12 protein-coding genes and 1 tRNA gene are annotated in these 15,407 nt (G+C 68.0%); 9 read left to right on the forward strand and 4 right to left on the reverse strand.

Translation table 11 applies throughout. The features are described 5' to 3' along the window. Positions 1 to 90: 90 nt before the first annotated feature. Complete coding sequence (gene rlmM / locus C666_RS04620) at positions 91 to 1,185, reverse strand: 23S rRNA (cytidine(2498)-2'-O)-methyltransferase RlmM (RefSeq protein WP_004334396.1); 1,095 nt, start codon at positions 1,183 to 1,185, stop codon at positions 91 to 93. 124 nt (positions 1,186 to 1,309) lie between these two features. Next, positions 1,310 to 1,693: a hypothetical protein gene (locus C666_RS04625; protein ID WP_038001056.1), complete on the reverse strand. Its 384-nt coding sequence runs from the start codon at positions 1,691 to 1,693 to the stop codon at positions 1,310 to 1,312. A gap of 213 nt (positions 1,694 to 1,906) precedes the next feature. Here C666_RS04625 and C666_RS04630 point away from each other — a divergent pair, with 213 nt between their 5' ends. The 4 genes from C666_RS04630 (at position 1,907) to C666_RS04645 (ending at position 5,225) form a co-directional block, all read left to right on the forward strand. Then, entirely contained in the window at positions 1,907 to 3,181 is a 1,275-nt protein-coding gene (locus tag C666_RS04630) for an extracellular solute-binding protein (protein ID WP_004334398.1), read from the forward strand. A gap of 212 nt (positions 3,182 to 3,393) precedes the next feature. Then, a complete protein-coding gene (gene ispB, locus C666_RS04635) occupies positions 3,394 to 4,362 on the forward strand; it encodes an octaprenyl diphosphate synthase (protein ID WP_004334400.1) in 969 nt (322 codons plus the stop codon). 38 nt (positions 4,363 to 4,400) lie between these two features. Further along, positions 4,401 to 4,477: transfer RNA gene (locus C666_RS04640), tRNA-Pro, on the forward strand. 100 nt (positions 4,478 to 4,577) lie between these two features. Next, positions 4,578 to 5,225: a 3'-5' exonuclease gene (locus tag C666_RS04645; RefSeq protein WP_004334401.1), complete on the forward strand. Its 648-nt coding sequence runs from the start codon at positions 4,578 to 4,580 to the stop codon at positions 5,223 to 5,225. A gap of 57 nt (positions 5,226 to 5,282) precedes the next feature. Here C666_RS04645 and C666_RS04650 read toward each other — a convergent pair whose 3' ends face one another. Beyond that, positions 5,283 to 5,828, reverse strand: coding sequence for a TetR/AcrR family transcriptional regulator (locus tag C666_RS04650; protein ID WP_004334402.1), 546 nt, complete (start codon positions 5,826 to 5,828; stop codon positions 5,283 to 5,285). Positions 5,829 to 6,040: 212 nt separating this feature from the next. Here C666_RS04650 and C666_RS04655 point away from each other — a divergent pair, with 212 nt between their 5' ends. From C666_RS04655 to C666_RS04675, 5 genes are all read left to right on the forward strand, one after another. Next, positions 6,041 to 7,207 (forward strand): efflux RND transporter periplasmic adaptor subunit, encoded by a 1,167-nt coding sequence (locus C666_RS04655; protein WP_154666225.1) that lies wholly within the window; start codon positions 6,041 to 6,043, stop codon positions 7,205 to 7,207. A 40-nt stretch (positions 7,208 to 7,247) separates the two neighbouring features. Continuing rightward, complete coding sequence (locus C666_RS04660) at positions 7,248 to 10,373, forward strand: multidrug efflux RND transporter permease subunit (RefSeq protein WP_004334404.1); 3,126 nt, start codon at positions 7,248 to 7,250, stop codon at positions 10,371 to 10,373. Between the two features lie 17 nt (positions 10,374 to 10,390). Further along, a complete protein-coding gene (locus C666_RS04665) occupies positions 10,391 to 11,632 on the forward strand; it encodes a multidrug effflux MFS transporter (RefSeq protein WP_004334405.1) in 1,242 nt (413 codons plus the stop codon). A gap of 95 nt (positions 11,633 to 11,727) precedes the next feature. Further along, positions 11,728 to 12,795: a DNA polymerase IV gene (dinB, locus tag C666_RS04670; protein ID WP_004334406.1), complete on the forward strand. Its 1,068-nt coding sequence runs from the start codon at positions 11,728 to 11,730 to the stop codon at positions 12,793 to 12,795. A 76-nt stretch (positions 12,796 to 12,871) separates the two neighbouring features. Continuing rightward, a complete protein-coding gene (locus C666_RS04675) occupies positions 12,872 to 14,749 on the forward strand; it encodes an ATP-binding cassette domain-containing protein (protein ID WP_004334407.1) in 1,878 nt (625 codons plus the stop codon). A 14-nt stretch (positions 14,750 to 14,763) separates the two neighbouring features. Here the strand turns inward: C666_RS04675 and C666_RS04680 are convergent, their stop codons facing one another. Further along, positions 14,764 to 15,315, reverse strand: a complete 552-nt coding sequence (locus tag C666_RS04680) for a cob(I)yrinic acid a,c-diamide adenosyltransferase (protein WP_004334409.1) — start codon at positions 15,313 to 15,315, stop codon at positions 14,764 to 14,766. Positions 15,316 to 15,407 lie beyond the last annotated feature (92 nt).

Genomic DNA, 15,407 nt, shown 5'->3' on the forward strand with positions numbered 1-15,407 from the left:
CAACGGATTATACACGGCATGGAAAACCGTTACGGGACAGGGGCTTCGGCGAGGGCCGGCGCTTCTGTCCCGGGGCGGGTGGATGCCGGGTCAGCGCTTGAGCGTGAGGAAGGCGGTGACTTCTTCGCGGTCGTGGTAGAGATGCTTGATGCGCAGGTCGAAGGGGCCGACGCTGTGGAGCCGCTTGCGGATCAGTTCGCGGCATTGCTCGACGGCTTCGAAGCGGCGCTTCATCGGCAGCTTGAGGTTGAAGATGGTGTAGCGGCACTTGCCGGTGGCGATCCATTCGGCCATCAGCGAGGCGATGCGCGAAGGCTGCTCGACCATGTCGCACACCATCCAGTCGACCGGCCGCTGGGGGCGCCAGGTGAAGCCGTCGGCCTTGAGGTGTTCGACCATCTCGGTCGCCATCACGCTGTCGCGCAGGGGGCCGTTGTCGATCGCGGTCACGCGCAGGCCGCGGCCGACGAGCTGCCAGGTCCAGCCGCCCGGCGCGGCGCCCAGGTCGACCGCGCGTTGCCCCGCGCGCAGGATGTTGTCGCGTTCTCCCTCTTCGAGCAGGGTCATGAAGGCTTCGGCAAGCTTCATCGTCGAGCGGCTGGGGGCGTTCGACGGCATGCGCAGCCGCGGGATGCCCATCGGCCAGGGAGCGCACTGGCCGTTCTGGCCGGCCGAGAGCCACGCAGTGGTGGCGTCGGAGAACAGGACGTGCAGTACCGGCAGGCCGGTGCGGCTGCTGCGCAGGCAGCCGGCTTTTTCCAGCGCCTTGGCCAGCGGCTCGGTGAAGCGCTTGCAGAACCCGGAGCGTTGCTTGGCCTCGTCGGTGTCGGGTGTCTCCAGCACCACGCCGCAGAAACGCTGCCCGGAGGCCTTGACCGCGTCCACGATGGGGGTGGCGCGGTCGCGCTCGGGCAGATCCTCGACGCGTGCGAACCACGGCAGCATCTGGCGCGCGAAACACGGGCGCCGCCAGTCGGTGGCTTCACCGAAGCTGCCGAGCGGGGTGGGCTCGAAGGTTTCGAAGACGACGTAGCCGGTATCGGGCTGGGCGCGGACGAAGCCGATCAGGCCGGCTTCGGCGGCCAGGTCGTCGATCTCGCCGGCGAGTTCCTTTTCGAAGCCGGCACGGCAATAGCCGATCAGGCCGGAGCAGAGGAGTCCGGCGGCGGGCGTATGTTGGTTCATCGGTGATATGCGCGGTGCGCTGAATGGGAGCGGTCCCATCGTGGATGGGCGGAAGCGCGGATGATAAGCCCGTGCGCCGCATCAGGCGAGCGGGCCGTGCCGCATGGACGGGCGGGGCGGACGCCTACTGCCGCGCGCCAGCGTCCCCGCCGGCGCCATCGGCCGCAGCCGGGGCCGCGTCGGCGGCGGGCTGCAGGGTGTTGGGCACGAGCCTGGAGGGGACCACGTCGAGCTTGTGCTCCATCATGTAGTCGTTCATGTCCCGCCAGCCGGCGAACACAGAGGCTTTCTCGGACGCGGGGTTGAGCGCGTAGCAGTCTTCCAGGGAACGCCCGGCGTGGCGGCAGGCGCTGCCGACCGCACGCCCTTCGGCTTCCTTCATCGCGTGTTCGCGCGCCGGGTTGGGGAGATCCAGCAGCTCGCTCAGCATGTCGCAGCCGGCGGTCAGCGCCAGCAGGGCGACGAGGAGGGCTCGGGCGAGTGAGGAAGGCAGGGCGGGTTTGCGCATGGACGGTGGGAATATGGGCGGGCTGTGGTGGACCTTAACGGCATCGTCGGCCATATCTTGAAGGCCGCCTCCGCATCCGGGGCAGAGCGCTTGCCGGCGCCCGTCCGGTGGCGGTGGATGTTACATCCGGCCTCGTCCGCGCGATCCGGGGCGCACTATAATTCGCGGGTTAACCGGGTTTCGTTTGCTCATCATCCTTCTCGCGCCAGGCTCATGAATATCAAATGTCTCAAGACGGCAGGACTCGCCGTTGCCACCTTTGCCGTGTTCGGGGCCGCTGCGCCCACGGTGCAGGCGAATGCCGGCATGCAGATCCAGCTCTTTCATCGGCTCCCCGAAAGCAAGGCGGCGGCGCTGAAGGAGCTCGTCGATCGCTTCAACGCGCAGGAGAAGAACGCCAAGGTGGTGCTGTCCGATGTGGACTGGCGCAATGCCTCGCCGCACATGCTGATCCTCGAGGGCGAGGACGAAGAGGCCTTCGTCGCCGGCAAGCCGCGCTACAAGGCGCTGCACGTCCTGATGAAGGACGCCGGGGTGGCGCTGCAGACCTTGCGCCCGCCGGCGATGATGACGCGCACCCCGGTCAACGCCAAAGGCCAGTTGCTGGCGCTGCCGGTCGGCCTGTCCACCCCGGTGCTGTTCCTGAACCGCGACGCGCTGCGCCGGGCGGGCGTCAACCCGGAGACCGCCCAGGTCGCCACCTGGTTCGAGTTGCAGGAGACGCTCGGCCGTCTGGCCGACACCGGCCACAGCTGTCCGTATACCGTTGCCGAGCCGGGCCGCGTCATGGTGGAGAATCTGAGCGCCTGGCATAACCAGCCTGTCGCCAAGTCTCAAGGCAAGGGCAAGGCGGCGACGATGGCGCCGTCCTTCAACGGCATGTTCCAGGTCAAGCACGTGGCGATGATGGCGAGCTGGTCGCGCGCCCGCTATCTGCATGTCTTCGAGCACAACAGTGAGGCGGAACAGCGCTTCGCGTCCGGCGATTGCGCCGTGATCGCGGCACCGTCGTCGAGCTGGGCCGATTTCCGCCGCCAGGGCAAGGTCGATGTCGCCGTATCGCGCCTGCCGTACCACGAGGATTTTCCCGGCGCGCCGCAGAACACCGTGGCCGATGGCCCGGCCCTGTGGGCATCCGCGGGCAAGAAGCCGGCCGAATACAAGGCCGTCGCGCGCTTCATCGCTTTCTGGCTACAGCCGCAGAACCAGGTAGCCTGGCAGCGCGAAACGGGCTATCTGCCACTGAACCGCGCCGGCCTGCTCGCGTCGAGCAGCGAACTGCTGGGCGACGATCTCGACAACGTGCGCGTGGCGGTCGAGCAGCTCACGAACAAGCCGACAACGACCGAGTCCGGCGCCCAGCCCGTGGTCGAGCGCGAGCGCGTGCGCCGCATCCTGGACGAAGAGCTTGCCGGCGTGTGGGCCGACCGCACGGCCGCCAAGGAAGCGCTGGACAACGCGGTGGCGCGGGCTGCGGCCGCCCGCTAGATCCAATGCGGTTCAGTTAACGCGCGCCCCGGAGCGGCTTTAGCCGTGAATCAGGCCGTGTTCGCGGCCAGGTCCGCTCCTACAGAAACAAGCTGCGCTTATCTGAACGGTATTGCCGCTAGATCACATAGCGCAAGATGGGTGGCGGCGTGGCTTGACTCGGGTCGACACGGGCGCCTACCATCCGCACTTTTTCCGCCAGCGTGTCCGCCTTGTCCGTCAAGCAGCTTTTTGCGCCGATCGCCGTCGACATGCAGGCGGTGGATGCGGTCATCCGCAGCCGTCTCCACTCCGACGTCGTTCTGATCCGCCAGGTGGCGGAATACATCATCCATAGTGGCGGCAAGCGCCTGCGCCCCGCCCTGGTGCTGTTTGCCGCCGGTGCGATGGGGTACAGGGGGACGCAGCACCATGAACTGGCTGCGGTGGTGGAGTTCATTCACACCGCCACCTTGTTGCACGACGACGTGGTCGACGAATCCGACCTGCGCCGCGGCAACAAGACCGCCAACGCCATGTTCGGCAACGCCGCCTCGGTGCTGGTGGGCGACTTTCTCTATACGCGCGCGTTCCAGATGATGGTCGGGGTCGACAACATGCATGTGATGCGTGTGCTGGCCGACGCCACCAACATCATCGCCGAAGGCGAAGTCCTGCAACTGCTCAACTGTCACAACGCAGATGTCCTCATCGAGGATTATCTGCGCGTGATCCGCTACAAGACGGCCAAGCTGTTCGAAGCCGCGTCGAGGCTGGGGGGCATCGTCGGTGGCGCGGATGCCGAGACCGAAGCCTGTCTTGCGGCTTTCGGCATGCATCTCGGCACGGCTTTCCAGCTCATCGACGACGTGCTCGACTATTCCGCCGACGAGGCCGATACCGGCAAGCACCTCGGTGACGACCTGGCCGAAGGCAAGCCCACGCTGCCGTTGATCCACGTCATGCAGCACGGCTCGCCCGAGCAGGCCGCGCTGGTGCGCGGTGCGATCGAAAACGGCGGGCGCGACGACTTCGCCGCGGTACTGGCCGCGATCCGGGCGACCGGTGCGCTGGAAGAAACGCGCCGCTATGCCGAGGCCGAAGCCAAGCTGGCGATCGAGGCGATTTCGACGCTTCCCCCTTCCATTTTCAAGGATGCGCTGCTACAATTGTCGAACTTTGCAGTTGAGCGAAATCACTGATATAGTAGCCGGCTTGGCAAGACAGCAAAGAAAAGTGTCGGGGAATAGCTCAGCCTGGTAGAGCACTGCGTTCGGGACGCAGGGGCCGGAGGTTCGAATCCTCTTTCCCCGACCAAAAATCCCGAAAAGCGCCCAAGCGAATCGATCGCTTGGGCGCTTTTTTCATGGGATGCCGGCTACGGTCCTGTCGCGGATGAATCAGGAGGGCGCTGACCATGGAAGTAGTGGCGGTAATCGACTTCGAAACCACCGGGCTATCGCCCGCGCAGGGCGACCGGGCAACGGAGGTCGCGGCGGTGATCGTGGAAGGCGGCCGGGTGGTGGACCGATACCAGAGCCTGATGAATGCAGGGGTCCGCATTCCGGCATACATCGAAGCGCTGACGGGGATCTCGAATACGATGGTCCGGAACGCGCCGCCTGCCGGAGAAGTCATGCGGGACGTGTCGGATTTCGTCGGCGGCATTCCTCTCGTCGCCCACAACGCCGCCTTCGATGCGAAGTTCTGGGATGGCGAGCTCGCCCGGATCCAGCGCTCGCGGAGCCAGGATTTCCTCTGTTCGCTGCTGCTGTCCCGCCGTCTGCTTCCGCTGGCGCCCAGCCACAAGCTCGGTGCGCTGGTCGAATACGCGAAGCTGCCGGTTGCCGGCCGCTACCACCGCGCGCTGGCCGACGCCGAGATGGCGGCGAGCCTGCTGGTTCGCCTCGAGGAGGAACTGCGCCTCCGCCATCGGGTGCCGCAGGTGTCGGTCGACCTGCTGCGCCGGATCCAGCGCACCCCGAAAGCACAACTGCCGAAATGCCTGGCGTCGGCGGGCGGGCCTTCGAGCTCGCATCGGCCGGACGCGAATCGCGGCGGCTGAATTTCTCGTGCGGCGGGCCGGACCGGCCGGCCTTTCCAGCCAGCTTCGGGCGCGCGGTCAGTGCGCTCCGGCACCCTGCAGGAATGCGCGTTCGAGCAGGGCGGCAAGTCCGGCGCGGGCGACCCTGCCGCGGCGTTCCGCGTCCACCAGCCCGATCACCATCGATACCCAGATCTCGGTGAGCGCGGGCGCGGGGATGTCGATGCGGAACACTCCTTCCTGCTGGCCGCGCAGAAAAAAGGTGTCCAGGGCGGTGTCCCAGCCGGCTTCGACGCCGGGGTCCTTCAACGCGTCCTTCCAGTAATACGTCAGGAAAGCGGTCAGTTCGCGGTGCTCCAGGTTGTTGGCGGTCAGGCGGCGGAAGGCCTCCGGCACCGGCGCCGTATCCAGTTCCGCCGTGCTGATGGCTTCGCTGAACACGTGGGTGCAGTGGTTCATCAGGCGTTCGATGAGCTGTTCGCGGGTGCGGCAGAAGCGGTACAGCGTGGCTTTGCTCACCCCGATGGCGCGGGCGAGCTCCAGCAGGGAAGCCCTGGGCTGGTCGACGAGCGCCAGGGCCAGCGCGGCCAGGAATTTCTTGTCTTCCGTCTCGAGGTCGGACATGGTCAGGCCGATTCACATGGTTTCATACCGGTAATTCTACTCATGAATTGGATCATGTCCGACTCATGAGCGCGCAACTGCCGGGCATGTCGTCATTCTGGCTGAAATGATCGATTGGTGAATTCAAACATGATCTTGTGAATCAATATTGATTCATTGGATTTTGTGTGGAATCATCCGTATCTTTTGTAGTCCTGCCACGGAAGGTGTCGATGATGAAGAGCCCAAGAACACGGAGACTGTCCCTGCTCATGCTTGCCGCGGCGGTGCTGGTCGCCGGTTGCGACGGCAAGCGCGACGCCTCCGGGCAGGATGCCGGGGCGCCGCAAACGGTCGAGGCGATTGTGGTCCAGGCCGGTTCGCTGGCCTTGTCGAGCGAGTTGCCGGGGCGGGTCGAGCCCGTCCGGGTCGCCGAAGTGCGGGCCCGCGTCGCCGGCATCGTGCTCAGCCGCAATTTTACCGAAGGTGCCGACGTCAAGGCCGGGCAGCGCCTGTTCCAGATCGACCCCGCGCCGTTCAAGGCAGCGCTGCTGCGGGCACAGAGCGAACTGGCCAAGGCCGAGGCGAGCCTGTTCGATGCCCAGGCGGTGATGCGGCGCTACGAGCCCCTGGTGGCGATCGAGGCGGTCAGCCGGCAGGATTACGATGCGGCCCAGGCCAGATTGAAGAGCGCACAGGCCGAGCGCCAGGCGGCGCTGGCCGGCATCGAGACGGCCAGGCTCGACCTCGGATATGCGACGGTGACGGCGCCGATCTCGGGACGCATCGGCCGGGCGTTGGTGACCGAAGGCGCGCTGGTCGGCCAGAACGAGGCCACGCCGCTGGCGACGATCCAGCAGATCGACGCGGTCCATGTCGACTTCAAGCAGCCGGTGGCCGAGGTGCTGAGCCTGCGTGAGGCGCTGGCCGAAGGCCGCCTGGCGCAGGACGAGGGCAAGGGCGCGCGGATTTCGGTCACCGTCGAAGGCACCGGTCAGCGCCGCGACGGACACCTGCTTTTCTCCGACATCACCGTGGATCGCGGCACCGGGCAGATTTCCCTGCGTGGCCGCTTCGACAACGCCGACGGATTGCTGCTGCCCGGCATGTATGTGCGTGTGCACACCCCGCAGGGCACCGACCCGCAAGCCATCCTGGTGCCGCAGCGTGCCGTGCAGCGCGGCACCGACGGCAAGCCGCTGGTCCTGGTGGTCGACCAGGACGACACGGCGCAGGCGCGTGCGGTGCAAACCGGCACGATGCACGGCGCCCAGTGGCATATCACCGAAGGCTTGCAGGCCGGCGACAGGGTGATCGTCGGCGGTCGCGCCAAGCCCGGCGACAAGGTCAGCGTCGCGGCGCCGGTGCAGCCTGCCGCGCCTGCCTCCGCCACCAACTGAGCCCGGACGCCGCGCCTGCGCACGTTTCCAAGGATAGGACATGCCCAAGTTCTTCATCGACCGCCCCAACTTCGCCTGGGTGGTCGCCATCTTCATCATCCTCGCCGGGCTGCTGGCGATGCCCTCGCTGCCGGTCGCCCAGTACCCGGTGGTGGCGCCGCCGCAAATTTCGATCTGGGCCACCTACCCCGGCGCCTCGGCGTCCACCGTGGTCGATTCGGTGACCAGCGTCATCGAAGAGGAGCTGAACGGCGCCAAGGGCATGCTGTACTACGAGTCGTCCAGCAGCTCCACCGGGATCGGCGAAATCGTCGTGACCTTCGCCCCCGGCACCGATCCGGATCTGGCCCAGGTCGACGTGCAGAACCGCATCAAGAAAGCCGAGCCGCGCCTGCCGACGGAGGTCACCCAGCAGGGGCTGCAGATCGAGCAGGCCAGCTCCGGCTTCCTGATGATCTATGCGCTGCGCTACAAGGGCGACGACAGCGACAAGGGCGTGGTCGGCCTGGCCGATTACGCGGCGCGCAACGTCAACAACGAGATCCGCCGGGTGGACGGCGTCGGCAAGGTGCAGTTCTTCGGTTCCGAGGCGGCCATGCGGGTGTGGATCGACCCGCAGAAGCTGATCGGCTACGGCCTCTCGGTGGCCGACGTCAATGCCGCCATCGCTGCGCAGAACGCCCAGGTACCGGCCGGCAGCTTCGGCAGCCGCCCCGGCAGCGCCGAGCAGGAACTGACCGCCACCATCGCCGTCAAGGGCATGCTCGACAGCCCCGAAGAGTTCGGCCGCATCCTGCTGCGCACCAACGCCGACGGCTCGAGGGTGACCCTGGCCGACGTGGCGCGCCTGGAGATCGGCAGCCAGGATTACAACTTCGAGATTCTCAACGACGCCAAGAAGTCGGTGGCCGCCGCCGTGCAACTGCGCCCCGGCGCCAACGCGCTGCAGACCGCCGAGGCGGTCAAGGCGCGGCTGGCCGAGCTGTCCGCCGGCTTCCCGGCCGACATCGAATACTCGGTGCCCTACGACACCTCGCGCTTCGTCGATATCGCCATCCAGAAAGTGCTCTACACCCTGGCCGAGGCCATGGTGCTGGTGTTCCTGGTGATGCTGCTGTTCCTGCAGAACCTGCGTTACACGCTGATCCCCAGCATCGTCGTGCCGGTGTGCCTGGCCGGCACGCTGGCGGTGATGTACGTGCTGGGCTTCTCGGTCAACATGATGACCATGTTCGGCATGGTGCTGGCCATCGGCATCCTGGTCGACGACGCCATCGTGGTGGTGGAGAACGTCGAGCGGATCATGGCCGAGGAAGGGCTGCCGCCGCGCCAGGCCACGGTCAAGGCGATGGGCCAGGTGTCCGGCGCCATCGTCGGCATCACCCTGGTGCTGTCGGCGGTGTTCCTGCCGCTGGCCTTCATGAGCGGCTCGGTGGGCGCGATCTACCAGCAGTTCTCGCTGTCGCTGGCGGTGTCCATCCTGTTCTCCGGCTTCCTCGCCCTGAGCCTCACCCCGGCGCTGTGCGCCACCCTGCTCAAGCCGCTGGACAAGGAACACCACGCCGAGAAGAAAGGCTTCGTCGGCTGGTTCAACCGCCGCTTCGCCGCCCTCACCGAGCGCTTCACCCTGCTCAACTCGCGCCTGCTGCGGCGCAGCGGACGCTACATGCTGATCTATGTCGGGATCGTGGCGCTGCTCGGCTTCTTCTACCTGCGCCTGCCCGAATCCTTCGTGCCGATCGAGGACCAGGGCTATTACATCATCGACGTGCAACTGCCGCCGGGCGCCACCCACGCGCGCACCGAGAAAGTGGTGCGCGAGCTGGAAAGCTACCTGCTCGAACGCGAGGCGACCCAGTCCACCACCATGATCATGGGCTTCAGCTTCTCTGGCACCGGGCAGAATGCCAGCCTGAGCTTCCCGTTGCTGAAGGATTGGTCCGAGCGTGACGCCAGCCAGTCGGCCAGCGCCGAGGTGGCGGCCTTCAACGCCCGCTTCGCCGGCCTCGCCGAGGCCCGGGTGATGGCGGTGGACCCGCCGCCGATCGACGGCCTGGGCAACGCCAGCGGCTTTTCCCTGCGCCTGCAGGATCGTGGCGGCCTGGGCCGTGAGGCCTTGAACGCCGCGCGCGACCAGTTGCTGTACCAGGCCAACACCTCGCCGCTGATCCTCTACGCCATGATGGAAGGCCTGGAAGACGCGCCACAACTGCGCCTGGACATCGACCGCGACAAGGCGCGCGCGCAGGGCATCGACTTCGCCACCGTCCGCAGCGCCATCGCCAGCGCCTACGGTTCGGCCACCGTCGCCGACTTCGCCAACCTCGGGCGCCTGCAGCGCGTGGTGGTGCAGGCCGACGTCGGCGAGCGGATGACCCCCGAGGCCATCCTGCGCCTGCACGTGCCCAACGCCAGCGGCGACCAAGTGCCGCTGGCGGCCTTCGCCAGCACCGCCTGGGAGAATGGCGCGGTGCAGATCTCGCGCTACAACGGCTACCCGGCGTTCAAAATCTCCGGCGACGCCGCCCCCGGCCACAGCACCGGCGAGGCGATGGCCGAGCTGGAGCGGATCATCGGCGAGCTGCCGGAAGGCATCGGCTACGAATGGACCGGCCTGTCCTACCAGGAGAAGGCCGCCGGCGCCCAGGCGCCACTGCTGCTGGGGCTGTCATTCCTGGTGGTGTTCCTGCTGCTGGTGGCGCTCTACGAGAGTTGGTCGATCCCCGCCGCGGTGATGCTGATCGTGCCCATCGGCGCGCTCGGCTCGGTGCTCGCGGTGACCTTGCTCGGCATGCCCAACGACGTCTACTTCAAGGTCGGCCTGATCACCATCATCGGCCTCGCGGCGAAAAACGCCATCCTCATCGTCGAGTTCGCCAAGAGCCTGCGCGAGCAGGGCCAGTCGCTGGCCGAGGCGGCGATCCAGGCTGCGCGCCTGCGCTTCCGGCCGATCGTCATGACCTCGCTGGCCTTCATCCTCGGCGTGGTGCCGCTGGCCATCGCCACCGGCGCCGGCGGCGCCAGCCAGCGCGCCATCGGCATCGGGGTGATCGGCGGCATGCTGACGGCGACCCTGCTCGGCGTGATCTTCGTCCCGATCTTCTTCGTCTGGGTGCTGTCGCGCTTCTCGCGCACGAAGCCGGCCGGGCAAGACCCCGATCACTGAAGCATGGCGGTCGTGAAATGAACGCGAGCATCACCTACCGCGACCATTGGCCGCTGGTCATCGTGCTGGCGATGCTGACGATGGCCGACATCATGGCCATCGATCTCTACCTGCCTGCGTTTCCCGCCGTGGCGGCGTCCTTTGCCGCGAGTGAGGCGCAGGTACGCGCGACGCTGTCGGTCTTCATCTTCGGCCTGGCGGTCGGCCAACTGGCTTATGGCCCCTTGCTCGACCGCTTCGGCCGCCGGCTGCCGCTACTGGCGGGCATCGCGCTGTTCGTGGCGGGCTCGGTGCTGGCGGCGCTGGCGCCCAGCATCGAAGTGCTGCTGGGCGCACGGCTGCTGCAGGCGGCCGGGGCCGCGGCCGGGCTGGTGGCGCCGCGGGCGATCGTCACCGACATGTTCTCCGCGCGCGAAGCCGCCGCGGTCTATTCGGTGCTGGGGCAGATCCAGATGGCCGCCCCGGTGGCCGCGCCGCTGCTGGGCGTGTTCATCCTGCAATGGGGCGGCTGGCGCGCCTGCTTCGGCGTACTGGCGCTGCTGGTGCTGGCGGCATGGGTGGCGGCTTATCGTGTCGTGCCCGATTCGCTGCCCCGGCACCGGCGGTCTCCGCTGTCGCTGCGCGCGGTCGCATCAGCTTATGCCGGCCTCCTGCGCGACCGCGCCTTCGTGCTCTACAGCCTGGCGGGCGCGTGCCTGCTCGGCGGCCTCTTCGCCTACATCAGCAGTTCGCCGTTCATCCTGATGAGCGGATTCGGGTTCTCGTCCATCCAGTTCGGGCTCACGTTCGGCGGCATCGCCTGCCTGATCATCGCCAGCGGCGCGTTGAACATCCGCCTGCTGCCGGTGTTCGGACCCGGCCGCCTGCTGCTCGCCGGACTGGGGCTGCACGCCCTGGCCGCGCTGGCCCTGCTGCTTGCGGCATCGGCGCAGGCAGGGGCGTGGCTGTTCGTCGCGCTGCTGGCGTGCTGCCTCGGCGTGCTCGGGCTGATCTTCGGCAATCTCGCGGCCTTGACCATGTCCCACGCCGGCGAGCATGCCGGCGTGGCGTCGGCCTTCATGGGCGCCAGCCAGTATGCCGGCGGCGCGGTGATCGGGCTGCTGGCCGGCAGCTTCGGTACCACCGCCGTCGTGCTGGCCGCGACGCTCTTCTGCTGTGCGGTGGCGACGCTGCTGCTGGGGGTTGGCGCTGGCCGCGGCGGCCGTGCAGTCGTACCATCGCCTCCTTCCAGCCTGTCCGAACCGGAGGAGAGCCCATGAGCAGGACCATTGCGACCGTCTGCATCGCATCGCGCAGAGACCGCCTCTAGCGTCGCCGGCCGCTCCGCGCTTCCTGCACGCGTTTTCGAACCGCGATGCGCAAGATCATCCATTGCGACTGCGACTGTTTCTATGCCTCGGTCGAGATGCGCGACGACCCGTCGCTGGCCGGGCGCCCGCTCGCCGTCGGCGGGCGGGCGGAAACGCGCGGTGTGATCGCGACCTGCAACTACGAGGCGCGCGCCTTCGGCGTCCATTCGGCGATGTCCACCGCGCGGGCGCTGCAACTGTGCCCGCAACTGCGCCTGCTGCCGCCCAATTTCGAGCGCTACCGCGCCGCGTCTCGGCAGATTCTCGCCATCTACCGGGACTACACGCCGCTGGTCGAGCCCTTGTCGCTGGACGAAGCCTACCTGGACGTGAGCGGCGTCGATCGCTGCAAGGGTTCGGCGACCTTGATGGCGCAGGAGATCCGCGCGCGCATCCGGGCCGAGGTCGGCATCACCGCATCGGCGGGCATCGCTCCCAGCAAGTTCGTGGCCAAGGTCGCGAGCGACTGGAACAAGCCCGACGGGCAGTTCGTGGTGCGCCCGGACGAGGTCGATGCCTTCGTCGCGGCGCTGCCGGTGAAGAAGATCTTCGGCGTCGGCAAGGTGACGGCCGCGCGCCTGCAGCGGCTGGGCGTGCAGACCTGCGGCGACCTGCGTGCCTGGAGCCTGGCCGAGCTGGCGCAGGCCTTCGGCAGTTTCGGCGCCAGCCTGTACCGCTTGTGCCGCGGCATCGACGAGCGGCCGGTGCGCCCCGACCGCATCCGCAAGTCGCTGTCGGTGGAAACCACCTACGTTACCGACCTGCCCGACCTGGCCGCCTGCAGCGCGGCGCTGCCGGCCTTGATCGAGGAATTCCGCGCCCGCTTCGGGCGCGCGCAGGAGGCACGGCCGGTGCACAAGGCGGTGGTCAAGATCAAGTTCTCCGATTTCACCCAAACCACGGCCGAATGCGTGTGCGAGGCGCCCGACGAGTCCGTCTGGCAGGCCCTGCTGGAAGAAGCGCATGCACGCAAGTCGCGCCCGGTGCGGCTGCTGGGGGTGGGCGTGCGTTTTGCCGAGGACGCCCATGCGCCGTCCGGGGTCACGCAGATCTCGCTGGATTTCGCCGTTTGAAGCACCATGCCGGTTCTTGCCGCGAAGCCCGCGCCCGGGCTTTGCTCGATGCCCATCCCGCCGAGGAAACACCCTGATGGCCGAACGTGCCGATGCCGCGGCGAATGCCGCCGATCACCCTCCCGCCGCGCAGGCCGAGCGGGAGCGGCCGGCCAGCCTGGCGGCGCTCTATCGCGCGCTGTGGCAGCACGCGGCGGGCGCGAGGCACCTGATCCTGCTCGCCTTCGTGCTGTTGCTCGCGTCGCAGCTCTTCAAGCTCGGCGTGCCGTGGCTGGCAGGCAACGCCATCGATGCCATCCAGTCCGGCGGCGTGGACGCGCTGCCGGGGGCGTCGCGCTGGCTGGCGCTGGTGTTCGCGGCCATCGTCGCCAGCTGGCTGCTGCACGGGCCGGGGCGCATTCTCGAGCGCAATGTCGCGCTCAAGGTGCGTGAACGCCTGTCGGCCCTGCTGGTGGGGCGCCTGGTGGGCGCGCCGCTGGCATGGCACGAAAGCCACCATTCGGGCGAAACCACCCACCGCGTGCAGCAGAGCACGCGCGCCCTCTACGACTTCGCCCAGAGCCAGTTCATCTATCTGCAGAACACGGTCAGGCTGGTGGGGCCGATCATCGCCTTGTGGCTGATCTCGCCGCTGGTCGGTGCCGTGGCGATGCTGGGCTATGGCTTGATCGGCCTGCTGATCACCCGCTTCGACCGCGTGATGATGCGCATCGCACTGGACGAGAACCGCGCCGAGCGCGCCTATTCGGCCACGCTCGTGGATGTGCTGGGCAACGTGTTCTCGGTGCTGGCGCTGCGCCGGGGGGAAGGCGTGGCGCATCTGATCGCCACGCGCCTGGCGGCGGTGTTCGGCCCGCTGCGGCGCGGCATCGTGCTCAACGAGCTGAAGTGGTGCTCCGTCGACCTGCTGGCGAATGCGCTGTGGTGCGTGCTGGTCGGCATCTATGCCGCTGAGGCCGCGGGGGTGATCAGCCCGGGGGGCGGGGTGGCGCTGCTCGCTGGCGCGGCCGGCGGCATCGCGCTGGGCAAGGTCTTCATGGTGTACGAGTACGCGCAGCAGGCGGGCGGCGTGATCACGGCGATCGCGGCGCATTTCCAGTCGCTGGCGCGCCAGCGTGCGGACTACGCCACCGCGCAGCCGGTGCTGGATGCCGGCCGGGCCTTGCCGCCGGCACCGCTGGCCGATGCCGAGAGTGCCGGCTGGCAGGCGCTGGAGCTGAGCGATGTCCGCTTTGCCCACGCCGCGGCCCGCGGCGGTGCGGCGTTTCATGTCGAACGGCTGGGCCTCGCGCGCGGCCGGCGCTATGCGCTGGTCGGGCCGAGCGGTGGCGGCAAGAGCACCTTGCTGCGCCTGCTGGCCGGGCTGGACGAAGCGCAAGGCGGTAGCCTGGGCGTCGATGGCCGGGCAGTGCCCGCCGTGGCGGACACGCTGCGCCACATGGCCACGCTGATCCCGCAGCAGGCCGAGATGTTCGACGGCACGCTGGCCGAGAACCTGCTGCTCGGCGGCGAAGCCCCCGCCGCGAGGATTGCCGCGGCGCTGCATGCAAGCTGCGCCGACACGGTCGTCGAGGGCTTGCCGCAGGGCCTGAATTCACGCGTGAGCGAGGGCGGCGCGAACTGGTCGGGCGGCCAGCGCCAGCGTCTGGCCCTGGCGCGCGGCGTACTGGCGGCGGAGGGCAGTTCGCTGGTGCTGCTCGACGAGCCCACGAGCAGCCTCGATCCCGAAACGGAAGGCCGCGTCTACAGCCGCCTGTTCGAGCATTTCGCCGATGCCGCCGTCGTGTCCTCGGTGCATCGGCTGCACCTGCTCAACCGCTTCGACGGCGTCATCCTGATGCGCGCGGGGCGGATCGAGGCGATGGGAACAGCGTGGGAGCTGGCGCAGCATTCGGCGCTGTTCCGGGATCTGCTCTCCGCCCAGGGTGCGGAGGCTTCGGTGCGGACGCGCTGAAGCCAGGGGGCGGTTCAGGCGTTCTTGCGCTTCTGCCACAGCACGTCGCCGCGTCCGCCGGCGCGGTTCAGCACGCGGCCGAGTACGAACAGCAGGTCGGACAGGCGGTTCAGGTACTGGCGCGGGCCGTCGTTGACGGCCTCCTCCAGCGCCAGCGCCACCAGCGACCGTTCGGCGCGGCGGCACACGGTTCGCGCATGGTGGGCCAGCGCGGCGGCGCGGGTGCCGCCCGGCAGGATGAAGTCCTTCAGCGGTTCGAGCGGTTCGTTGAAGCGGTCCAGCTCGTTTTCGAGATGGGTCACCTGCCTGTCGGTGATCATGCTCATGCCCGGGATGCACACCTCGCCGCCGAGGTCGAACAGGTCGTGCTGCACGTCGGTCAGCAGCGTGCGCACATCCTCCGGCAAGTCCTCGCACAGCAGCAGGCCGACGATGGCGTTGGTCTCATCCACCTCGCCCAGGGCGTGGATGCGCAGGCTGTCTTTGGAGACGCGCTTGCCGTCGCCCAGGCCGGTGGTGCCGGCGTCGCCGGTGCGGGTGTAGATCTTGGAAAGGCGGTGTCCCATGTGTGCTCCTACCCTGTTATTGGTTGACGTTCGCGTCAATTATAGGCGAGGGGCCTGCCCGGTGGCCCGCTTGAGCTCATGATAAACTCGCA

Origin of the sequence: Thauera linaloolentis 47Lol = DSM 12138 (assembly GCF_000310205.1) — a bacterium.
Lineage (GTDB): Bacteria > Pseudomonadota > Gammaproteobacteria > Burkholderiales > Rhodocyclaceae > Thauera > Thauera linaloolentis.

Coding starts and splice junctions, on each gene's coding strand:
- rlmM (WP_004334396.1), bottom strand. CDS start 1,185: ATGAACCAACATACGCCCGCCGCCGGACTCCTCTGCTCCGGCCTGATC.
- C666_RS04625 (WP_038001056.1), bottom strand. CDS start 1,693: ATGCGCAAACCCGCCCTGCCTTCCTCACTCGCCCGAGCCCTCCTCGTC.
- C666_RS04630 (WP_004334398.1), top strand. CDS start 1,907: ATGAATATCAAATGTCTCAAGACGGCAGGACTCGCCGTTGCCACCTTT.
- C666_RS04645 (WP_004334401.1), top strand. CDS start 4,578: ATGGAAGTAGTGGCGGTAATCGACTTCGAAACCACCGGGCTATCGCCC.
- C666_RS04650 (WP_004334402.1), bottom strand. CDS start 5,828: ATGTCCGACCTCGAGACGGAAGACAAGAAATTCCTGGCCGCGCTGGCC.
- C666_RS04655 (WP_154666225.1), top strand. CDS start 6,041: ATGATGAAGAGCCCAAGAACACGGAGACTGTCCCTGCTCATGCTTGCC.
- C666_RS04660 (WP_004334404.1), top strand. CDS start 7,248: ATGCCCAAGTTCTTCATCGACCGCCCCAACTTCGCCTGGGTGGTCGCC.
- C666_RS04665 (WP_004334405.1), top strand. CDS start 10,391: ATGAACGCGAGCATCACCTACCGCGACCATTGGCCGCTGGTCATCGTG.
- dinB (WP_004334406.1), top strand. CDS start 11,728: ATGCGCAAGATCATCCATTGCGACTGCGACTGTTTCTATGCCTCGGTC.
- C666_RS04675 (WP_004334407.1), top strand. CDS start 12,872: ATGGCCGAACGTGCCGATGCCGCGGCGAATGCCGCCGATCACCCTCCC.
- C666_RS04680 (WP_004334409.1), bottom strand. CDS start 15,315: ATGGGACACCGCCTTTCCAAGATCTACACCCGCACCGGCGACGCCGGC.